Below are 21,359 nucleotides of genomic sequence, written 5' to 3'. Positions count from 1 at the left end.
ATTTCGTTGATTTGTACCGCTGGGGTGAGCCCGTGGAGCAAGCTGGCCATATGTCCGAGGGCCCCACGCATCCGATCACTGTCTTCCCGGCCCGCAAGGTGCTGACGATGACGCCCTCACTACCGGAGGCCTCCGCGGTCGCGGTGGCCGACGGCCGGATTGTCGCCGTCGGTTCGCTGGACTCGATGCGCCCCTGGCTGAATCGCCACGAATACGTGGTCGACGAGCGGCTGTCCGACAAGGTGGCGCTTCCCGGCTTCATCGACCCGCACGTGCACCCCTCATTGCCTGCGGTGCTTACTCAGTTTCCGTTCCTCGCTCCCGAGGATTGGAACCTGCCGACCGGACGTTTTGCCGGCGCAACGACCCCGGACGCGTTCCGCACGCGGTTGCGGGAACTGGTCGACGCCCACCCGGACTGGAGCGTGCCGTTCGTGGCCTGGGGCTACCACCCGCTCTGGCACGGGCCGATCGGGCGCCCCGAGCTGACCGCGATGTTCGGAACCCGGCCCGTCATCCTCTGGCACCGGTCGTTCCATGAATTGATCGCCAACGATGGCGCGATCGACTGGATGGGGCTCAGCGAGCAGCAGTTCGCCGATCTTCCCGAGGTGGACTGGGAGCGCGGACGCTTCTGGGAGAACGGCGCAATGGCCCTGGTCGGCGCCAGCCGCCTGCCGCAACTCCTGTTCGAACCCGCCCGGTATGGGGAAGGCATGGCCAACTTCTTCCGCATGGTCCACCTAGCCGGCGTCACGACCTGTCTGGACATGGGCGTCGGCAGCATGGGCAATCCGGAAAACGAGATCCGGCTGATCAACAGGATCTCGCGGGAGATCGACGCACCGTCCAGGATCGTGCTCACCCCGTTGATCTCTGATTTCCTGGCCCGCGGTGTCACCCCGCAGGAGGCCGTGGCCGTTGTCGCGGAGTGGGCGCAAATGACCTCCGGACGAGTCGGGTTTGACCACCACTTCAAACTCATGATGGACGGTGCGATCTTCAGCGGAATGGCCCAGTTCGGGTATCCCGGCTACCTCGACGGCCACACCGGGATGTGGATGGCCCCGCTGCAAGTCACGCGGACCTGGGCCGAGGTCTTTTGGCGGGAGGGCTACCAACTGCACGCCCACACCGTCGGCGACCTCAGTGCCGAGGCCTTGATCGACCTGGTACGCCACCTGCAGTGGATCCATCCCCGGATCGGTCACCGCACCGTCCTGGAACACTTCGGCTACACCACCGAGGAACAGAACCTGCAGATGCGGGAGCTGGGCATGGTGGTCTCCGCCAATCCCTACTACCACTACCTACTCAGCGATATCTACAGTTCGGAATGGCTCGGCAGCGACCGCGGCGCCGAGCTGGTGCGCCTGGGATCACTCGAACGCCTCGGCGTCCCGTTCGGCCTGCATTCCGATTGCCCCATGGCGCCACTGGCCCCGCTGACCCTCGCCTGGGTCGCGGCCCGACGGATCACGATCAACGGCAACCTCAACTGCGCGCAGGAGCGGATAAGCCTGCACGCCGCACTGCGGGCCATCACCATCGACGCCGCCTGGATCATGCGCAAAGAAAACGACCTCGGATCGATCCGCGCCGGCAAGTACGCGGACTTCACCGTCCTCGACGACGACCCCTACCAGGTCGGCGTCGACGGCCTCAAAGACCTCCCCATTTGGGGAACGGTGTTCGAGGGGCAGGTCCGATCACTGCCATCGTGACCCCGCGCCGCCGCATCGCCGACCCGGCCGGGCAACGGCGGCCGCGTCCCGCGTCGAGGACGCGAACATACCAACTTGGCGCGCGAGCCTGCCGCATAGTGTTGGATGGCTGAGTGGCAGATATCAGCCGTAGCCGGACCATAGTGGCCGAGCCGCAGGCGATTTGGAACGTACTCGCCGACTTCGGCGCCCTGAGCACGTGGGCTGACGGCATCGACCATTCGTGCGTGTTGAATGAGGGCCCCGACGGGGAGCCGGTGGGCACCACCCGCCGCGTACAGGTGGGCCGCAACACCCTGGTGGAACGCATAACCGCGTTCGACCCGCCCACCTCGCTGGCTTATGACATCGAGGGCCTACCCAACCGCCTCCGCAAGGTCGCCAACCACTGGAGGTTGCGCCGAAGCGGTAACGCCACCATCGTGGATCTCACGAGCACGGTAGAGGTCGGGACCGGCCGGCTGGCTCAGATGGCGGAGCGGGTTGCGCTGCGCGTGCTGGCCAAGCAGTCCGACGCGATGCTTGCCGGATTGGCGAGCCGATTGGAGAAAACGCATGCCTGAGGGCCCCGACATCGTCATCATCATGACCGACGAGGAGCGCGCGGTTCCCCCTTACGAGTCGGCCGACGTCCTGGCTTGGCGGCAGCGCACCCTCACCGGCCGTCGCTGGTTCGACGAACACGGGGTGAGTTTCGCCCGGCACTACACAGGATCGCTGGCCTGTGTGCCGAGTCGCCCGACGATCTTCACCGGCCAGTACCCCGACCTGCACGGTGTCACGCAAACCGATGGCATCGGCAAACGGTTCGACGACTCCCGGCTGCGCTGGCTGCGGGCGGGCGAGGTACCGACTCTGGGCAACTGGTTCCGCGCGGCGGGATATGACACCCACTACGACGGCAAATGGCACATCTCGCATGCCGATTTGGAAGACCCCGACACCGGCCTCTCGCTGGCCACCAACGACGACGACGGCGAGATCGACCCGGCGGCCGTACAGCGCTACCTCGACGCCGACCCGCTCGGCCCGTACGGCTTTTCCGGCTGGGTGGGCCCCGAGCCGCATGGCGCGGGCAACGCGAACAGCGGTTTCCGTCGTGACCCGCTGATCGCCGATCGAGTTGTTGCGTGGCTCGAGGACCGCTATGCGCGCCGCCGTGCCGGCGACGAAGCGACGCTGCGTCCGTTCTTGCTGGTGGCCAGCTTCATCAACCCGCACGACGTGGTGCTGTTCCCGGCCTGGGTGCGATTCGGCCCGTTGAAGCCGTCGCACCTAGACCCCCCACATGTGCCGGCACCACCCACCGCCGACGAGGACCTGAGAACAAAGCCGGCCGCACAGATCGCATTCCGGCAGGCGTACTACACCGGATACGGCGTGGCACCGGCGATCAAGCGCACCTACCAGCGCAACGCGCAGCGCTACCGCGATCTTTACTACCGCTTGCACGCCGAGAACGACGGGCCGATTGACCGGGTCCGCCGCGCGGTGACCGAGGGCGGATCCGACAACGCCGTCCTGGTCCGCACATCCGACCACGGTGATCTGCTCGGGGCTCATGGCGGGCTGCATCAGAAGTGGTTCAACCTCTACGACGAGGCCACCCGGGTTCCGTTCGTCATCGCCCGAGTCGGCAATGAGGCGACCACGGCACGCACCGTTTCGGCCCCAACATCGCACGTCGACCTGGTGCCGACGCTGCTTAGCGCGGCCGGCATCGACACCGAGGCCGTCGCCGCAAACCTTGCCGAATCATTCACCGAGGTGCACCCGCTGCCCGGTCGGGATCTGATGGCGGTGGTCGACGGGGCCCCCGCCGACGAAGATCGAGCGATCTACCTGATGACACGCGACAACGTGCTCGAAGGCGACACCGGCGCATCGCTGCTGTCCCGACAGCTGGGACGCACGGTCAATCCCCCAGCGCCGCTGCGCATCAAGCTGCCCGCGCACGTGGCCGCCAACTTCGAAGGGCTGGTGGTGCGGGTCGAGGACTCCGACGCCCCCGGAGGCGCCGGCCACTTGTGGAAGCTGGTGCGCACCTTTGACGACCCGGCAACCTGGACCGAGCCCGGGGTACGTCACCTGGCCAGCAACGGTGTGGGCGGCGAGACCTATCGCACCGACCCGGTGGACGACCAGTGGGAACTCTACGATCTGACTGCCGATCCAATCGAGACCGACAATCGTTGGACCGACCCCGAGTTGCATGAGCTGCGTCAGCATCTGCGGATGCAGCTCAAACAGCAGCGGGCCTCGTCGGTGCCGGAGCGCAACCAGCCGTGGCCCTATGCCAATCGACAGCCGGAGACCGGTGAGTCGCAGGGCCCGATTCGTCGGCTGCTGGGCCGAATCGGGAGCTAGCCAACGGCTCCACTGCGCGGGCTACGGCTGCTCTTCCCCCAGCAGGGCACGGGCCAGGTCGATGGGCTCGATCTCGACTCCCGCGAGATCGGCGTTGTAGTCGGGGCCCAGCATCTCGCCGCTCTGGTGCATGTGCTGAAGCGGCCCGGCCAGGAACTGGTCCAGCTCCAACGCCGCCGGCTCGTATGCCGCCCACGCCCCTGTGGCGTGCTGGCGCGCATAGGCTGCAGCCGAATAGACCAGATGCACGGGGATGGGCTCGTCGTCCTCGGTCACGTAGTGGTTCGATTCGACCCACGCTCCCCGCGCCTCGGGTCCAATCAGCACCCAGAGTTCGCCTGATGTGCGCACCCTTTCGACGAAGCGGTGATAGCGGGCTTGCAGGTCCGCGTTCAAGTGGAGATTCACGCCACCACCCTAGCTCGCCGATCCCGACGAAAGTCAAGCAATATAAGCACAATTCAGCATGAATGACCGAAATTACGCAAATTACAATAATTTTCGGCGCATCACGGCTACAGATCCCGTCCAGATCCGGGTATCGGCACGAAATCTGAATAACCACAACCACTTTGCGCAGAAAGAGGCCTGCCCCCACACTTGACTGGGTTGCGGTCTTATCCCAACTGGACCAGTTCGGATTCCATCTGGTCAAGATATCGCAACGTCTGGTCGCGAGGCTCGGTCGGCAATCCCAGCAGGACTCGTTCGACCCCCAGCGGCAGGTAACCCTCGAGGTCGCTGACCTTCGTCTCATCCGACAGGCACACCGTCACCGCCACGTCCTCACCGGCCAGCGAGCGCAGTTCTTCGAGCGGACCGGCCAACAGCTGCGGCGACGGGCTAATCGCGATCCATCCGGCACCTAGGCGGGCGATGCGGCCAAAGCTTGCCGGCCCTCCCCCGATGTACAGCGGCGGATGGGGCTTGGTCACCGGCTTCGGCCAGCAGCAAATTGGGTCGAAATCGACATATTTCCCGTGATATTCGGCGTTGTCCTGGGTCCAGATCTCGATCATCGCGCCCAGCCGCTCATCGGTGACCCGTCCTCGCACCGCCGGATCAACACCGTGATTGGCGACTTCTTCTCGCAGCCACCCCACACCCACACCGAAGCAGAACCTCCCGGCGGACACCACGTCCAGCGATGCCACCTCTTTGGCCGTCACGATCGAATCCCGCTCGGGGATCAACGCGATGCCGGTGCCCAAGACGAGTGACTCGGTCGCCACCGCCGCCGCCGTCAACGCCACGAACGGATCCAGCGTGCGGTAATACTTGCGCGGAATTGGCCCGCCGGGCGGATACGGGCTCTGATTGTTTACCGGGATGTGAGTGTGCTCGGCGAGGAACAGCGACTCGAACCCACGCTCTTCGAGTGCCGCGCCCAGCTCCGCAGGGCCGATGCCTTCATCGGTGACAAACCTCAGGACTCCGACACGCATGCTTGCTCCTACCCGAGTTGGGACGCACTGGCTTCGGTGGCCGGCCGCGCGGCACCCCAGAGCCCCACTCCGATACCGACGACTGCGCCGCCGAGGGCGACGATCTGCTGTAGCCGTTTCAGCTCGTCATGCACGCTGATCCCGCCGAGCAGGTCGGCTGCGTCCGCGCCAGCCGAAGCCAGGAACCAGCCACGGGTGTTCTTGCCGCGCACCGCAGCTGTCGCCAGCAGCCCTCCGATGAGGGCGTCGCGATAGCCCATCGACCGCAACAGCAGCCGCGCCGTCGGCGACGACTCCTGCGCACCCGCACCCCAAAGCCGGTTCGCCCGTACCGGGTCGACGAGAAATGAGATACCGGAGGCACAACGCAGACTGCCCGCAACCAGCGCGGCACGATCGATCGACATGGCACGCAAGCCTAGGAGGTAATCATCCGACAGGGAATGGACACGCCCGAGTGGCTGACCCGTCCGTAGGCTTGGTGTGATGAGCGCTGCACCGGATCTAACCATCGCTCTGCAAAGCCACTTCTTGCGGGACTTGCCGGAGCTGGCCGTTCGCTGGCAGGCCGAGGTGCCGCCAGACGCGCGGCTGCTGGTGCTCAACGAACCGTTGGCGGGCGAGCTCAAACTCGACTCCACGTGGTTGCGCAGTTCCGAAGGAGTCCGGTTCCTGGTCGGCAGTCTGCTACCCAGCGGAGCGGTTCCGGTGGCGCAGGCCTACGCCGGGCACCAGTTCGGCGGGTTCGTCCCGCGGTTGGGCGACGGCCGCGCCCTGCTTCTCGGCGAGATCGCCGATACCGATGGGCGCCTGTAGGACATTCACCTCAAAGGCTCCGGGCGCACCCCGTTCGCCCGCGGTGGCGACGGCCTGGCCGTGGTTGGGCCGATGTTGCGCGAATACATCGTCAGCGAGGCGATGCACGCGTTGGGCATCCCGACAACGCGGTCCCTGGCCGTCGTGGGTACCGGGCGCCAGGTTCAGCGCGAGACACCACTGCCCGGCGCCTTGCTTGTCCGGGTCGCCCGTAGCCACCTGCGGGTGGGCAGCTTCCAGTACGCGGCCGCTACCGGCGACGTCGAGTTGCTGTGGCGCCTCGCCGACTACGCCATCGCCCGCCACTACCCCGGCGCCGCGGATGCCGAGCGCCCCTACCTCGCGCTGTTCGAAGAGGTGGTCGCGGTCCAGGCCGCACTGCTGGCGCGCTGGATGTTGATCGGGTTCGTGCACGGGGTGATGAACACCGACAACATGACCATCTCGGGCGAAACCATTGACTACGGGCCGTGCGCCTTCATGGAGGCCTACGACCCCGAAACGGTGTTCAGCTCGATCGACCACTGGGGCCGCTACGCCTACGCCAACCAGCCCGTCGTCGCGGGCTGGAACCTGGCCCGCTTTGCCGAGGCCCTGCTGCCGCTGCTCGCCGACGACATGCAGGAGGGCATCGCCCTCGCCGAGAAGTCCTTCGGGGTATTCCGCACCCGCTACGACGCCGTCTGGTGCTCCGGTATGCGAGCCAAACTCGGCTTGCCGGCGGTGACCGAGGCCGAGGTGGTCAAGCCCCTGGCCGACGAGCTGCTGCAGCTCCTGCGGCAGGGCCAGGTCGACTACACCTCGTTCTTCCGGCACCTGGCGGCAGCGGCCCGTGGAGATGGCGGCGCGGCCCGCGCAATGTTTGACGCCCCAAGCGGATTCGACGACTGGCTGTCACGCTGGCAGAACCTGGGGCCGGATGCCGAATTGATGGACGGAGTCAATCCGATCTACATCCCCCGCAACCATCTCGTCGAGGAGGCTCTGACCGCGGCGACCGACGGCAACCTCGATCCGTTCCGCCGGCTCTTGGATGCGGTCACGGACCCCTATGTCGAAAGGCCTGGGCTCGAGCGCTACGCCGGCCCGGCGCCCGAGGATTTCGGCGCCTACCGGACCTACTGCGGCACCTGAAGCCCGCCGCGGACGCCACATTCTCGGGCGTTGCACCCGGCCAGGTCGCGCCAACGCCTAGTCTGCACGTACCCGGCCGCACCTGGCTGGGCCTGGCTGAACCCAACTGAGCAATGCCGCGCCCGATCGGCATCACCCGAGCGGGAGAAGGAGCGTAGGGATGACGTGGGAGATCGTGATGTTGACCATGTGCTTGATCGGCGCCGCCGTGGCGGCGTTGCTGTGGAAGTTCGCCAGCAATGACAAAGCGCGCCTACGCGGCAAGATCGTGACCCTCGGCGCCCTTGGGGCGGCGGTCCTGTTCTTCCTGATGGGCTGCTTCACCATCGTCGGGACCCGGCAGATCGCGATCGTCACCACCTTCGGCCGCCCCAACGGGGTGAGCCTGAACAACGGCTTCCACGGCAAATGGCCCTGGCAGATGACCCACCAAATGGACGGCGCGGTGCAGATCGACAAGTACGTCAAGGAAGGCAACAGCGACCAGCGCATCACCGTGCGGCTGGGCAACCAATCCACGGCCCTGGCCGACGTCAGTATCCGCTGGCAGCTCAAGCAGTCGGCCGCACCCGAACTCTTCCAGCAGTACAAAACCTTCGACAACGTGCGGGTCAACCTCATCGAGCGGAATCTGTCGGTTGCCCTCAACGAGGTGTTCGCCGCATTCAACCCACTGGACCCGCAAAACCTGGACGTGTCCCCTCTGCCCAACCTGGCCAAGCGAGCCGCCGACATCATGCGCCAGGACGTGGGCGGCCAAGTCGACATCTTCGACGTCAACGTTCCGACCATCCAGTACGACCAGGGCACCGAGGACAAGATCAACCAGCTCAACCAGCAGCGCGCGCAGACCTCGATCGCCGTGGAGGCGCAGCGCACCGCCGAGGCTCAGGCCAAGGCCAACGAGATCTTGTCCCGCTCAATCAGCAACGACCCCAACGTTGTGGTGCAGAACTGCATTACGGCCGCGATCAACAAGGGCATCAGCCCGCTGGGCTGCTGGCCGGGCAGCTCGGCTCTGCCGACCGTCTCGGTGCCCCCCGGGCGGTAGCCATGCGCAGATGATCGCCATGAGAGGGTTGATCTGATGCACATTCCGTTCGCCGAGTTGATAGGCAGCCGTTTTGCTCGCCGTCACGCCGCACTGGACCTGGTCGACAAGATCGATGCCGAGACTCAGGACATCGATGATTCCCTCGACACCGTCGATCTCCCATCGGCCGAGCCGGCCCAGCTGCTGCAAAAGATGGAAAGCAGGCTGATCCGGCAGCACCTGGCCAACCCGGGCGTGTTGAGCGACGAGGAGCTGCGCAAGCTGCGCTACATCCTCAACTTCGCCAGACTCGCCGACTTCGAACCGGGAGCCGCGGGTCCGGGCGGCAGCCGCGGACGCGGTGACATCTCGGTGGGCGCCGAAGTCGCTCCGTGGCGGTCCCGGGTCAGCGACACCCTGTATGGACCGCTGCGCGAAGAGCCAGATCCGATCACCGCGCTCAAGGCCGCACGCACCGCGCTCGACGGTTTGTCCGCCGACCAAGACGACCAACGGCGAGTGCTGATCGAACGCCACGGCAGCGACTTCTCTGCGGCCGAACTGGACTCCGAAGTCGGCTACAAGAAGCTCGTCACCATCCTCGGCGGCGGGGGCGGCGCGGGGTTCGTCTACATCGGCGGCATCCAGCGCCTCCTGGAGGCCGGCCAAACGCCTGACTACATGATCGGGTCGTCGTTCGGGTCGATCATCGGCAGTCTGGTGGCGCGTTGCCTGCCGGTGCCGATCGACGACTATGTGGAATGGGCCAAGACGGTGTCTTATCGCGCCATTCTGGGCCCCGAGCGGTTGCGCCGCCGCCACGGCTTGGCCGGGATGTTCGCCCTGCGCTTCGACCAATTCGCGCTATCGCTGCTCAGCCGTGAAGACAACATCCGGCTCCGCATGTCAGATCTGACGATTCCGTTCGATGTCGTGGTCTCCGGCGTGCGAAAGCAACCGTATTCCGCACTGCCATCCCGGTTTCGCCGTCCGGAACTGGCGGCGCTGCAACTGCGCTCACTGCCCTTCCAGCCCATCGGCATCGGCCCGCTGGTCGCAGCCCGAATGTGGCAGGTTTCCGCCTTCATCGACTTGCGGGTGGTCAAACCGATCGTGGTCAGCGGCGATGACCCCGATCGCGACTTCGACGTCGTCGACGCGGCGTCGTTTTCGTCTGCCGTTCCCGGCGTGCTGCACCACGAAACCAGTGATGACCGCATGCTCGACATGCTCGATGCCCTCTGCGCCGACCAAGACATCGCGGCGATCGTCGACGGCTGCGCGGCCAGCAACGTGCCGGTCGAATTGGCGTGGAAGCGGGTGCGTGACGGAAAGCTCGGCACCCGCAACGCGTGCTACCTGGCCTTTGATTGCTTCCATCCGCAGTGGGACTCCCGGCACATGTGGCTGGCCCCGATTACCCAGGCGATCCAGCTGCAGATGGTGCGCAATTTGCCGTATGCCGACCACCTGGTCAGGTTCCAGCCGACGCTGTCACCGATCAACCTGGCCCCCTCGGCCGGCGCCATCGACCGTGCCTACGAGTGGGGCCGCAGCAGCGTCGAGGACGCGATTCCGGTGACGACGGCACTATTGCGGCCGACGTGGTGGGAGGGTGATGGACCGCCGGTCGCCGAGCCCGCCGAGCACGCGAGTTCGGTGGCTTCATCGATGAGCTCGGTGATGGCGGCGATACACGCACCGACGGGCCGATTCGCCAGGTGGCGTGACCGTCACCTCACATAAAGCGGGCGCCCGCCGTTGGCCCACATCGGGTGACGGAGTCGATGGCTACCATGGCCCTCATGGCCGAGCCGGTCCCGGCTTCCGACAAGACCGCCGCACTCGACGGCGACAAGACGGCAGCCGTCCCCAGTCCCGCACCCACCGACACGGTCGAGACGGCCTGGTCGCGCGGACAGGACGTCAGCGACGTCCGCGACCCCGGCCCAGACCTGCCCGATGTCCCGGACATCCCCGATGGTCGCGGCGAGGAGCTTGCTGCTGAACCGGCGTCGCTCGTCCAGTCCTGGCGCACCACCTTGGCCAGGGCCGCGGCCCTACTGTTGCTCGGTCTCGGGTTTGCGGCGGTGATCGTGATCGGTGGCTGGGCCCTGTCCACGGAGAGCTCGCCGGGCAAGGCCTCGAAGCCGCGGTCGGTCACCCAGATTGCGCCAACGCCGACGGCCGCCCCAACCACCACGACGACGATCGCCTCAACTCCTGAGCAGGACAGCGCCTACATCGCAGCGCTCAACGACCGGGGTATCTCCTTCGCCAATCCCAACGCAGCGATCTACAACGGCAAGTTGGTGTGCGAGAACTTCCGTCGTGGGCTCACTGTGGACGAGATCGTCGCGGCATTTCGTTCGAGCAATCCGGCCCTCAGCAACCACGCTGGCGACTACGTCGACATCTCGATGCGCACATATTGCCCGTAAAAGGCGGCTCATCCCCCTCACCCACAATGCACTGCCGCGCAGGTAGCTAACACATGTCCGACATTGCAGCGACGATGAAATGTCGGCTGCGGGTGTCCCGGAAGCGCCTGGTGGGTACCTACGGATCTATGACGCATCCGAACAACCCGGGCACCCGCCGCCAGGCGGACCTGAGTAGCCGGCTTACGCGGCGCCGACACAAGCTTGCTCCGGATCCTGGCATTCGGCGTGCCATCCTGGTCGCCGCGTCGATGTCGGTTCGCGAACATGGGGTTCGTGGACTTAGCGTCGCGACCGTCCTGGACCGGGCCCAACTCAGCACCCGGGCGTTCTACCGGCATTTCGAGTCGAAAGACCAACTGGTAGCCGCGATGTTCCTCGAGGTCGCCCGGGTCGAAGCGGTGCGGCTCAGAACGCTCATGGCCAAAGCGACAAATCCAATCGAAGGAGTGGCTGCCTGGATCGACGGCCGCCTCGACTTGGCTTTCGGCGACGCGGTCAAGGCAGACCTGCGTCACCTGTCCATGGATGCTCAATCACATCTGCTCAACGCCCCCGAGCTGGTCGAACCCGCATACGCCGAAACGCTTGAGCCGCTCATCGAGCAGCTTCACCTCGGCGTGGCCCAGGAAGTGTTCCACGACGTCGACCCGCACAGCGAGGCGCGCTCCATTCAGGGCGTGGTGTGGGCCAACACGGAACAGCAGTGGGCCTCCGGGGATTGCCGACGCGACGAGGTTCGCGAGAGCACGGTGCGATTTTGCCTGCGCGGACTGGGCGTTGCGCCGGACACCATTGCGCAGATCACCGCGCCAGACTGACATGTGAGGCGCCCGCCCGCAGAGGAGATGCGATGGACCTGGGCTTCAGCGGTTCCAAGGCCGTCGTCACCGGAGGCAGCAAAGGCATGGGCCTGGCCATCGCCGAGACCCTGGCCGCCGAAGGAGCCAGCGTGGCGGTGATCGCCCGTGGCAAGCGGGCACTGGACAGCGCCGTGGAAAGGCTAAGTCAGGCCGGCGCTCCCGACGCGATGGCGATCAGCGCGGACATGGCCGACGCCGCATCGATCACCAGCGCCTTCGCCGCCGTCTCCGAACGCTGGGGGCAACTCAATTGCCTGGTGCACACGATCGGACCGGGCGACGGGTACTTCGAGGAACTCGACGACGCCGCTTGGGATGCCGCGTTCACGCTGGGCACGATGTCGGGGGTCCGGGCGATTCGCGCCGCGTTGCCCTTGCTGCGCGCCGCGGACTGGGCCCGCGTTGTGACGCTGTCCGCGCACTCGATTCAGCGACAGAACCCACGCCTGGTCGCCTACACGGCCTCGAAGGCGGCCCTGTCCAGCGTGACCAAGAACCTGTCGAAGAGCCTGGCCAAGGACGGCATCCTGGTGAACTGCGTGTGCCCGGGAACCATCGTCACGGCCAGCTTTACCGAACAGCTCAAAGACCTGCTGGCCGCCGACGGACTCGATGCCACCAACCCGTACGACGTCATGGCCTGGATTGACAAATACTTTCACCAGCCGTGCGATCTGGGCCGCGCCGGCCTTCCCGAGGAGGTCGCTTCCATCACCGCCTACCTGGTGTCGCGGCGCAACGGCTATGTGACCGGCGCGACGGTGAATGCCGACGGCGGCTCGGACTTCATTTGACGGCGCACGCCGGCGCCTAACCCACCCGACGAAACGGCAGCAGGTGCACGAGCGTGACCGCTACTGCCCCGACAATCAGTCCGAGCGCCGCCGACACGCCGGTATTGACCAGCCAGGCCACGACGGTACCTAGGGACCCGACCGCGTGGCGCACCTGTTCATCGAGATGATGCACCAAGCCGTATGGGGTGTGCCAACCGATCTGATCGCTGCCCACCAACAGGATGTGGCCACCCACCCACAGCATCGCAACCGTTCCGACCGCCGCGATCATGAACAACAACCTGGGCGTCCCAGCGACCAGGGCGCGACCGAGCCGCTGCCCGACCCGAGACGACGTCTCGGCCAGCCGCAGCCCAACATCGTCCATCTTGACGATCGCCGCCACCACCCCATACACCGCGCCAGTGATCACCAGCGCAACGACGATCAAGACGACAAGCCTTGGCAGAAAAGCCAAGTCGGCCACTTCGCTGAGCGCGATCACCATGATCTCGGCGGAGAGGATGACGTCGGTCCGGATCGCCCCGGTCACCACTTGCTGTTCGTCTTTCGGCCTCCTGGCCTGGGAACCGTTGCCGCGCAGCGCACTCCACAGCTTCTCCGCGCCTTCGTAACACAGGTATGTGGCGCCGAGCATCAGGATTGGACTCAACAGCCACGGGACGAACTGGCTAAGCAGCATCGCGCCGGGAAGGATGAACACCAACTTGTTGCGCAGCGAGCCGAGCGCAATGCGTTTGATGATCGGCAGTTCGCGCTCGGCGGTGATGCCGTGCACGATTGTGGCGTTACCGCGGTGTCATCGACCACTACGCCTGCCGCCTTGGCGGTCGCGCGAGCCGCGGCCGAACCGACGTCGTCCACCGAGGCCGCGGCCAGCCGCGCCAGGGCAGCGACGTCATCGAGCAGCCCGAACAGGCCTGCGCTCATCGGCTCTCCCCCATGGCGACCGAGGTTACCGCGTGTTGCCGAAGTCGTCGGTGCGGGCAATCGACCCCTCTGACCGGCGAGTGCGGCCTCAAAGTGCGGCGCGAAATGGCCCAACGCCGCACCTACCATGCCTCTCGCGGGGCTTTTATCTGCTTACCGGGAAATTTTTCGAGGAATCGCCACACGGGACTTGTGCGGCATAGGTGATGGGGTTTACAGTCAGGGCTCCGGCGTTGTTGATTAGCAGGCTTGTGAGCTGGGGAATTGTGGATTGAGGAGGTCTAGGCGGCAGGGCTCCGGCGTTGTTGATTAGCAGGCTTGTGAGCTGGGGAATTGTGGATTGAGGAGGTCTAGGCGGCGGTTGGCGGTCAAAGCGGTGATCCGGCAGGCTTCGGCGATGTTGTCGGCGCCGTTGAGGCGGTGCAGATTGATCGCGGTGTTGCGTAGCGTTGCTAGGACCTGTGCGCCGTTTCCGGTATGTGCCCTTTGACGGTCTTCGTCGAAGGTGACGTCGCGTATCCAGTGCAGGCTGTTCTCGATTCCCCAGTGTTGACGCATCCAGGTCATGATCGCGGTAGGGCGGGCGTGCTCGAACGGCAGGCTGCAGATGGCATAGACCACCTTCACGCTGCGCTGGTCGGTGGCGGTGATCAAGCGTTCACGAGTGATCCGGATGATTTGTTTTGCGTAGGGGAAGCCGATTCCTCGTGCAGCGGTGATGATTTGCAGGGTGCGGGTCTCGACACGGCCGTGGCCGCGGGAGTCGTCGGTAGCGGCTGCGGGCACCTCGGCCCAGGGCAGCGCGGTGATACGCGCAAGTATTTTGGCTTGGTTGGACTTGACGATCATCAGGTAGTGCGACTTCAAGGTGGCGCAGATCAACTTCGCGGTGACGACCTGGGTATGCATCGCATCCACGGTGACCAGCCACCGCAAGCTACCCGGCAGCAGCGTGAGCAGGGCAAGTACGCAGGGAATTTCATTGCTTTTCTCGGCGACAGCGAGTTGACCGAGTACCAATCGGGCACGGTGGGCGAACACCGACACGAGATGCGTGGCTGTCGCTTTGGCGCGTAAAGCACCACGCAGCATCTTGCCGTCCAACGCGATCGGCACCAATCCACTGGGGTCGCTGCTGGCCACGTGTGCAGTGAAGTAACTGCCCATCCTGGCGTTGAGGTCGGCGGGGTCTAGCCGAGACAAAACAGCGCGGAAGGTCTTCTCACTGGGCCGCCGGAACCGGACCCCTAATTGGGCCAACACATCATCGGGAGCGGTGGCCGCCCATGTGGCAAAACCAGCATAGCCGCGCATCCCCGCGGCAGTGGCCAGAACCGCGATCGCCAACAAAGCCATCAGCGAATACCTCCGACCACGTGGGTCCCTAGGGTCTGGCACCGAGGCCAACACATCGAGAAACTCCGATCCGATGAGCTCGCTGCGCTCACCAGGACTCCAGCGGTCGAACACCTCTGGAACCGACGACACAGGCAATACTGAAACGGTAGGCACGGGCAACTCCAGACCAACGACGAACAGTAACCAACTCGATCGTTCTCCAGATAGCCCGTGCCTACACTCCGGCCCCAATAGCGCGGCACCAAAGATCATCAACCCAGCTCACAAGCCTGCTAATCAACAACGCCGGAGCCCTGCGCTGCACGAGGAATCGGCTTCCCCTACGCAAAACAAATCATCCGGATCACTCGTGAACGCTTGATCACCGCCACCGACCAGCGCAGCGTGGAGGTGGTCTATGCCATCTGCAGCCTGCCGTTCGAGCACGCCCGCCCTACCGCGATCATGACCTGGATGCGTCAACACTGGGGAATCGAGAACAGCCTGCACTGGATACGCGACGTCACCTTCGACGAAGACCGTCAAAGGGCACATACCGGAAACGGCGCACAGGTCCTAGCAACGCTACGCAACACTGCGATCAATCTGCACCGCCTCAACGGCGCCGACAACATCGCCGAAGCCTGCCGGATCACCGCTTTGACCGCCAACCGCCGCCTAGACCTCCTCAATCCACAATTCCCCAGCTCACAAGCCTGCTAATCAACAACGCCGGAGCCCTGTCGTGCAGCGGTGATGATTTGCAGGGTGCGGGTCTCGACACGGCCGTGGCCGCGGGAGTCGTCGGTAGCGGCTGCGGGCACCTCGGCCCAGGGCAGCGCGGTGATACGCGCAAGTATTTTGGCTTGGTTGGACTTGACGATCATCAGGTAGTGCGACTTCAAGGTGGCGCAGATCAACTTCGCGGTGACGACCTGGGTATGCATCGCATCCACGGTGACCAGCCACCGCAAGCTACCCGGCAGCAGCGTGAGCAGGGCACGTACGCAGGGAATTTCATTGCTTTTCTCGGCGACAGCGAGTTGACCGAGCACCAATCGGGCACGGTGGGCGAACACCGACACGAGATGCGTGGCTGTCGCTTTGGCGCGTAAAGCACCACGCAGCATCTTGCCGTCCAACGCGATCGGCACCAATCCACTGGGGTCGCTGCTGGCCACGTGTGCAGTGAAGTAACTGCCCATCCTGGCGTTGAGGTCGGCGGGGTCTAGCCGAGACAAAACAGCGCGGAAGGTCTTCTCACTGGGCCGCCGGAACCGGACCCCTAATTGGGCCAACACATCATCGGGAGCGGTGGCCGCCCATGTGGCAAAACCAGCATAGCCGCGCATCCCCGCGGCAGTGGCCAGAACCGCGATCGCCAACAAAGCCATCAGCGAATACCTCCGACCGCGTGGGCCCCTCGGGTCTGGCACCGAGGCCAACACATCGAGAAACTCCGATCCGATGAGCTCGCTGCGCTCACCAGGACTCCAGCGGTCGAACACCTCTGGAACCGACGACACAGGCAATACTGAAACGGTAGGCACGGGCAACTCCAGACCAACGACGAACAGTAACCAACTCGATCGTTCTCCAGATAGCCCGTGCCTACACTCCGGCCCCAATAGCGCGGCACCAAAGATCATCAACCCAGCTCACAAGCCTGCTAATCAACAACGCCGGAGCCCTGGGTTTACAGTACTTACCAGCACCACTTCTCAGAGATTCAAATCGAAGTGGATCCGCAGCTCCCTTAAAAGGAGTCCCGGACTCAGCAAAACCCGCACCCCCCTCAAAAGGAGGCTCGGAAAGTTTTGCATGGGCTATATCTCGCCGTGGCTTGTCGAATTCCCCTTTCCTGGGGAATTCGATTAGTCCAATTTCGGCTATGCCTTGTTCCGATCCTTTTGGGCGTGCGATGGAAATGTCGCCCCTCCAGTCGAGAAATTGCCGGAAGAATCGTGACTCAAGACCACATTGTGACTGAGCGGCCACCTGCGACCAGGAATGATACCGCGGGCAACGCAACCGCCCGCACGTATGAAGTCCGCACTCTCGGCTGCTTGATGAACGCTCACGACTCCGAGCGCATGGCGGGTTTGCTTGAAGACGCCGGGTACATCAAAGCCGACCCGGGCGCGCCTGCAGACCTGGTGATATTCAACACCTGCGCGGTGCGTGAAAACGCCGACAACAAGCTCTACGGCTCGCTAGCGCACCTGGCTCCGATCAAGGCGAGCCGGCCCGGCATGCAAATCGCGGTCGGCGGATGCCTGGCCCAAAAAGACCGCCACATCGTGCTCGACCGGGCACCATGGGTTGACGTCGTCTTCGGCACACACAACATCGGCTCACTGCCGGTGCTCTTGGAACGCTCTCGGCACAACCAAGACGCGCAAGTCGAGATTCTCGAATCACTGCGGACATTCCCTTCGGCGCTGCCCGCGGCACGGGATTCAGCCTATGCCGCGTGGGTGTCGATCTCGGTGGGCTGCAACAACAGCTGCACCTTCTGCATCGTCCCGTCGCTACGCGGCAAGGAAGCCGACCGCCGCCCCGGCGACATCCTCGCCGAGGTGCAGGCCCTGGTAGAGCAGGGCGTGCTGGAAGTAACCCTGCTCGGCCAAAACGTCAACTCCTACGGCGTCAATTTCGCAGACCCGGACCCTTCGACGGGCGAGGCACCACTGTCTAGGGATCGAGGTGCGTTTGCGCAGCTGCTACGCGCTTGCGGCCGGATCGAGGGTCTAGAGCGCATCCGGTTCACCTCACCGCACCCGGCCGAATTGACCGACGACGTGATCCTGGCGATGGCCGAAACTCCGGCTGTGTGCCCGCATCTACACATGCCGCTGCAATCGGGTTCGGACCAGATCCTCAAGGCCATGCGCCGCTCCTACCGGCGCGATCGCTACCTGGGCATCATCGATAAGGTCCGTGCCGCGATACCGCACGCGGCCATCACCACCGACATGATAGTCGGCTTTCCCGGCGAAACCGAACATGACTTCGAGCAGACCCTCGACGTGGTACAAAAAGCGCGGTTCACAAGCGCATTCACCTTCCAATACTCGCCTCGGCCGGGCACACCCGCGGCGGACATGCCCGACCAGATTCCCAAGAACGTCGTCCAGCAGCGCTTCGAGCGGCTGGTGGCGCTGCAAGAGCGAATCTCCTTGGAGGGCAACCGATCCCTGGTCGGGACCCGGCAGGAACTGCTGGTGGTCGCAGGAGAGGGCCGCAAAAACGCCACCACGGCGCGAATCAGCGGGCGGGCGCCCGCGACGGCCGACTCGTCCACTTCCGTCCGGACAGCGCCGACGGTTCGGTCCGGCCGGGTGACTTGGTGGATGTCGAAATCACCGATGCCGCACCGCACCATCTGATCGCAGACGGGCCGCTGCTGCAGCATCGCAGGACCCCCGCAGGTGATGCCAGCGAACGCGGCCAGACCCCGACAACGCGTGGCGTCGGGCTGGGGGTACCCCGAATCACGGTTGCCCAAGCCCAAATCCCCAGTTCCGGTACGCATCCCGACACCGCGTGCCGTTAGCGGCGGGGGCCCACCGATGAAGCTCCTGGCCTTTACCGCACCTACGCCGCTTTCTCCCCCGCTACCCGTGCGGCCGCAGCGGTGGACAACCACGGACGGCGACTGTGCAAAGTCACTGCCGCATCGAAGTCCTTGCGCAGCCAACAGCAGTGGGCGATTGGCATTTTCAAGTGAGGGAGGGTGATCGACTTGAGTACTGGTGAGATAGTAACCGGCTTGAGTGAAGCGCGGCGGATGTCCATTGCCGCGCTCTACAACCGGAAGACCCGCGATTGCGACGGGCTCAACGCAATGCTCGCGTCGCGCGATGGATTGTTTTTCAATCACAACGGCATCGACCTGCCGGACGGTCCGGCGCCGATGCAGGAGAAGGCTCGACTGGACTGGTTGCACCGCTCCGAGGCCGAGCTGGTCAGCTTTGGCCTGAAGTTCCTCGGTAAACCGCCTTCGGATGGCACCGTGCTAGATGCCGGCTGTGGGGCCGGGGACGGCGCGATCATGATTCACCAGCGATTCGGGTGTGCCGTGGAAGGCGTGACAGTGTCGCCTGAGCAGGCGCGGTTCGCCGCCGCAACGGCCCTGGTGCGCGGCGTGGAAGACCAGGTCAGGTTCAGGGTCGGCGACATGCTCGAGGTTGACCGCCGCTTGGGTTCCGGCCAGATCCGACACCGCTATCAAGCCGTGTGGGCGTGCGAAAGCACTGAGCACGTCGATGATCTGGGGTTGATGTTCACCACGTTTGGCCGAGTGCTGGTCGCGGGTGGGCAAATCGTAGTGATCGCGTGGTGCGCGGGCCGGGGTCGGGCCGCCGAAAGCGTCAAGCAGCGCGTCGATGACCAATACTGCACGAACATTCACGAGCCGACCGACTACCGGCGAGCGGCAGACGAGGCCGGGTTGATCACTTGTCGGCAGGTGGATTTGACCGGACTCACCGTCCCATACTGGAAGACACGGCTGGAGTCGGCGCACGTGACCGGCACCGAAGAGTTGATGCATTCGGCATTTGCGCAGCGGCTGATGACATACGAGTTGTTTTCGTTCAAGACGCCAGGCGAACCGTGACCGATCACGACTGTCCATCCCGGCTGGGATCAACGCCATCGCGTAGGCAACCGGCCCCGCCCTACGGAATGTGACAGACACCATGTTGGCCCGTTTCGACCCACACGATCAGCAGCTGCGCGACGATCCGTACGCGGTGTACGCGACCTATCGTCAGGCGGATCCGGTGCATTGGGGACAACCGTTCAAACCCGGCGACAACGGATGCTGGTACCTGTTTCGACACGATCATGTCGTTGCGATGCTGAGGGACCCTCGATTTCGCCGCAAATTGGTTCCGGCCGATCCTCTGGCATCCGGGCGAGTGTTTGGCGCGCCCCGCGGTTTCGCCGAGTTGTCGGGTCGGCTGTTGCTGTCACTGGATCCGCCCCATCATGGGCGTCTGCGTTCCATCGTGGCGCCCACGTTCACACCTTCGGCAATCGAGTCTTACCGGATGATCGCGGCCAAGGCCGCGGATCGGCTGATCGACGGGCTCGACGAGGCGACTGCGTTCGACGTGATCGACAACTATGCCGTTCCTCTGTCAATGACATTGATAGCAGCGATGCTGGGCTTGACCGCCGACGAGTTGCATCCGGACCTTCCGGTGTGGGTCTCTCGGTTTGGCGATGGGTTCGATCTGCGCAAGGAACCTGCGGCCATAGCGAGAGCCGACGATGCCGCCGCGAACATGTTGTGGTTCTTCGAGACCGCCGCGGCCAGCCACGATCGGTTACGACCGGGGCTGATCAGCGCCCTGATCGCGGCCCGCGAGGCCGGTCAGCTGACGCACGAAGAACTGCTGGCCCTTTGTGTGCAGCTCATGTTCGCCGCACACGGGACGACGGTTGCGCAGATCGGCAACATGATCGCGGATCTGTGGACGCGCCCTGACCAGCTGGCATTACTGCGGGCGCATCCGGAGCTGATGGCAGCTGCGGTCAACGAGAGTTTGCGTTTCAACGGCTCGGTTCAGTCCACGGCTGCACGCAAGCCCATCGAAGACGTCACGCTCGGCGGCGCGCACATTCGTGCGGGGCAACCGGTGATCGCCTTCGTAGGCGCAGCCAACCGGGATCCGAAGGTGTTCGAGGAGCCGGACCGATTCGACATCACCCGTGCCCGAGGCGCAGCGGTCATGTTCGGCGCTGGAATTCATTACTGCCTTGGGGCACGCTTGGCCCGCCTCGAATGCCAGATCGCAGTGGGAACTCTGATGCGTCGGCTACCACGGCTGACATTGACCGAGAGGACCCAACTGCACCGCCACACCAACATCGTGTTGCCCGCGCTGTTGCACCTGAAGGCAGTGACGGCGGCGTGATCCCGTCAGCGAACCGCTTGCGCTTGTTCTCCTGGCCGCGGGGCAAGGCGCTGCACAGCTGCCTGTACGCGGAGGTGCAGCAGTTTTACGCACGGCAGATGAGGCTACTGGACCTGCGCGACATCGGCTCCCACGCAAAGACGTTCACCAAGGACGCCACGTTCGAGCACATCCCCGGTGCCGGCCCGGTCTCGACACGCGCAGCAATCGAGAAAGCCCTGCTGAAGTGGGATAGCAGAGCTGGGGATGCGATTCAACGACGGCACTGGTTGTCGATGATCGACTTGGCGTCGCGTAGTGCCGGCGTGATCGAGGCATCTGCCTATCTGATCGAAATCAACACTCGTCCCGGTACCAAGCCGGCGATCGCCCAAAGTTGCATGATCCACGACAAGTTGACCCGCGTCAGCGGACAACTTCTGATCAGTTCGAGGAAGGTACTGGAGGACGGTCTGTGACTCGAGACCTGCCGGCACAACGCACGGCCAGCCGAATCTACGACCTGCACAGCGGCGGCTCCCTGCTGGACGCCGACGAATCCGCG

Annotated in this window: 15 protein-coding genes and 5 pseudogenes; 14 read left to right on the top strand and 6 right to left on the bottom strand. The window is 64.6% G+C overall.

Annotated features, from left to right (window positions below):
- Window positions 1–50: 50 nt before the first annotated feature.
- From SHTP_RS07865 to SHTP_RS07855, 3 genes are all read left to right on the top strand, one after another.
- Window positions 51–1,724 (top strand): amidohydrolase, encoded by a 1,674-nt coding sequence (locus tag SHTP_RS07865; RefSeq protein WP_096372377.1) that lies wholly within the window; start codon window positions 51–53, stop codon window positions 1,722–1,724.
- Between the two features lie 113 nt (window positions 1,725–1,837).
- Window positions 1,838–2,287 (top strand): SRPBCC family protein, encoded by a 450-nt coding sequence (locus SHTP_RS07860; RefSeq protein WP_096370245.1) that lies wholly within the window; start codon window positions 1,838–1,840, stop codon window positions 2,285–2,287.
- A complete protein-coding gene (locus SHTP_RS07855; protein WP_096370244.1) occupies window positions 2,280–4,091 on the top strand; it encodes a sulfatase-like hydrolase/transferase in 1,812 nt (603 codons plus the stop codon). Before SHTP_RS07860 ends, SHTP_RS07855 begins: the two co-directional genes overlap by 8 nt.
- 21 nt (window positions 4,092–4,112) lie before the next feature.
- On the opposite strand, the gene SHTP_RS07850 is transcribed toward SHTP_RS07855, so the two are convergent.
- From SHTP_RS07850 to SHTP_RS07840, 3 genes are all read right to left on the bottom strand, one after another.
- Window positions 4,113–4,499 carry a DUF2750 domain-containing protein gene (locus tag SHTP_RS07850; RefSeq protein WP_012393412.1) on the bottom strand — a complete coding sequence of 129 codons (387 nt, stop codon included), beginning with the start codon at window positions 4,497–4,499 and terminating at the stop codon, window positions 4,113–4,115.
- Between the two features lie 209 nt (window positions 4,500–4,708).
- Entirely contained in the window at window positions 4,709–5,536 is an 828-nt protein-coding gene (locus tag SHTP_RS07845; protein WP_096370243.1) for an LLM class F420-dependent oxidoreductase, read from the bottom strand.
- 8 nt (window positions 5,537–5,544) lie between these two features.
- Complete coding sequence (locus SHTP_RS07840; RefSeq protein WP_012393410.1) at window positions 5,545–5,943, bottom strand: DUF4267 domain-containing protein; 399 nt, start codon at window positions 5,941–5,943, stop codon at window positions 5,545–5,547.
- 79 nt (window positions 5,944–6,022) lie between these two features.
- Between SHTP_RS07840 and SHTP_RS07835 the strand changes: the two are divergent.
- The 6 genes and pseudogenes from SHTP_RS07835 (at window position 6,023) to SHTP_RS07810 (ending at window position 12,617) form a co-directional block, all read left to right on the top strand.
- Window positions 6,023–7,486, top strand: a pseudogene (locus SHTP_RS07835) (protein adenylyltransferase SelO).
- A gap of 160 nt (window positions 7,487–7,646) precedes the next feature.
- Entirely contained in the window at window positions 7,647–8,537 is an 891-nt protein-coding gene (locus SHTP_RS07830; protein ID WP_096370242.1) for an Rv3090 family protease, read from the top strand.
- A 36-nt stretch (window positions 8,538–8,573) separates the two neighbouring features.
- On the top strand, window positions 8,574–10,265 hold the full coding sequence (locus tag SHTP_RS07825) for a patatin-like phospholipase family protein (protein WP_096370241.1): 1,692 nt from the start codon (window positions 8,574–8,576) through the stop codon (window positions 10,263–10,265).
- 59 nt (window positions 10,266–10,324) lie between these two features.
- Entirely contained in the window at window positions 10,325–10,960 is a 636-nt protein-coding gene (locus SHTP_RS07820) for a DUF732 domain-containing protein (RefSeq protein WP_231991724.1), read from the top strand.
- A 53-nt stretch (window positions 10,961–11,013) separates the two neighbouring features.
- Window positions 11,014–11,781 (top strand): TetR/AcrR family transcriptional regulator, encoded by a 768-nt coding sequence (locus tag SHTP_RS07815; RefSeq protein WP_096370240.1) that lies wholly within the window; start codon window positions 11,014–11,016, stop codon window positions 11,779–11,781.
- A gap of 32 nt (window positions 11,782–11,813) precedes the next feature.
- Window positions 11,814–12,617, top strand: coding sequence for an SDR family NAD(P)-dependent oxidoreductase (locus SHTP_RS07810; RefSeq protein ID WP_015355012.1), 804 nt, complete (start codon window positions 11,814–11,816; stop codon window positions 12,615–12,617).
- Between the two features lie 16 nt (window positions 12,618–12,633).
- On the opposite strand, the pseudogene SHTP_RS07805 reads toward SHTP_RS07810, so the two are convergent.
- A pseudogene (locus SHTP_RS07805) lies at window positions 12,634–13,550 on the bottom strand (DUF808 domain-containing protein).
- A 309-nt stretch (window positions 13,551–13,859) separates the two neighbouring features.
- Entirely contained in the window at window positions 13,860–15,062 is a 1,203-nt protein-coding gene (locus tag SHTP_RS07800; protein ID WP_420872968.1) for an ISAs1-like element IS2404/ISMul1 family transposase, read from the bottom strand.
- A gap of 144 nt (window positions 15,063–15,206) precedes the next feature.
- On the opposite strand from SHTP_RS07800, the pseudogene SHTP_RS07795 reads away from it, so the two are divergent.
- Window positions 15,207–15,611: pseudogene (locus SHTP_RS07795) on the top strand (ISAs1 family transposase); the annotation flags it as partial.
- Between the two features lie 20 nt (window positions 15,612–15,631).
- On the opposite strand, the pseudogene SHTP_RS07790 reads toward SHTP_RS07795, so the two are convergent.
- Window positions 15,632–16,438 (bottom strand): annotated as a pseudogene (locus tag SHTP_RS07790) (ISAs1-like element IS2404/ISMul1 family transposase); the annotation flags it as partial.
- 519 nt (window positions 16,439–16,957) lie between these two features.
- Here SHTP_RS07790 and miaB point away from each other — a divergent pair.
- From miaB to SHTP_RS07770, 4 genes and pseudogenes are all read left to right on the top strand, one after another.
- Window positions 16,958–18,444, top strand: a pseudogene (gene miaB / locus SHTP_RS07785) (tRNA (N6-isopentenyl adenosine(37)-C2)-methylthiotransferase MiaB).
- Window positions 18,445–18,660: 216 nt separating this feature from the next.
- On the top strand, window positions 18,661–19,509 hold the full coding sequence (locus tag SHTP_RS07780; protein ID WP_231991722.1) for a methyltransferase domain-containing protein: 849 nt from the start codon (window positions 18,661–18,663) through the stop codon (window positions 19,507–19,509).
- Between the two features lie 70 nt (window positions 19,510–19,579).
- Window positions 19,580–20,815 (top strand): cytochrome P450, encoded by a 1,236-nt coding sequence (locus SHTP_RS07775; protein ID WP_231991720.1) that lies wholly within the window; start codon window positions 19,580–19,582, stop codon window positions 20,813–20,815.
- Complete coding sequence (locus tag SHTP_RS07770) at window positions 20,812–21,273, top strand: nuclear transport factor 2 family protein (protein ID WP_096370237.1); 462 nt, start codon at window positions 20,812–20,814, stop codon at window positions 21,271–21,273. The genes SHTP_RS07775 and SHTP_RS07770 overlap by 4 nt, the downstream gene beginning before the upstream one ends.
- The last annotated feature ends 86 nt before the right edge of the window (window positions 21,274–21,359 follow it).

Source organism: Mycobacterium ulcerans subsp. shinshuense (assembly GCF_002355775.1).
In the GTDB taxonomy this organism is placed as follows: Bacteria; Actinomycetota; Actinomycetes; order Mycobacteriales; family Mycobacteriaceae; genus Mycobacterium; species Mycobacterium marinum.
Note: the sequence above shows the minus strand (reverse complement) of the source record. Positions and strands in the feature narration are given on the sequence as shown.

Bases quoted from the DNA above. Each gene is read 5' to 3' on its own strand.
- SHTP_RS07865 (WP_096372377.1), top strand. From the start codon at position 51: ATGTCCGAGGGCCCCACGCATCCGATCACTGTCTTCCCGGCCCGCAAG.
- SHTP_RS07855 (WP_096370244.1), top strand. From the start codon at position 2,280: ATGCCTGAGGGCCCCGACATCGTCATCATCATGACCGACGAGGAGCGC.
- SHTP_RS07845 (WP_096370243.1), bottom strand. From the start codon at position 5,536: ATGCGTGTCGGAGTCCTGAGGTTTGTCACCGATGAAGGCATCGGCCCT.
- SHTP_RS07840 (WP_012393410.1), bottom strand. From the start codon at position 5,943: ATGTCGATCGATCGTGCCGCGCTGGTTGCGGGCAGTCTGCGTTGTGCC.
- SHTP_RS07830 (WP_096370242.1), top strand. From the start codon at position 7,647: ATGACGTGGGAGATCGTGATGTTGACCATGTGCTTGATCGGCGCCGCC.
- SHTP_RS07825 (WP_096370241.1), top strand. From the start codon at position 8,574: ATGCACATTCCGTTCGCCGAGTTGATAGGCAGCCGTTTTGCTCGCCGT.
- SHTP_RS07820 (WP_231991724.1), top strand. From the start codon at position 10,325: ATGGCCGAGCCGGTCCCGGCTTCCGACAAGACCGCCGCACTCGACGGC.
- SHTP_RS07815 (WP_096370240.1), top strand. From the start codon at position 11,014: ATGTCCGACATTGCAGCGACGATGAAATGTCGGCTGCGGGTGTCCCGG.
- SHTP_RS07810 (WP_015355012.1), top strand. From the start codon at position 11,814: ATGGACCTGGGCTTCAGCGGTTCCAAGGCCGTCGTCACCGGAGGCAGC.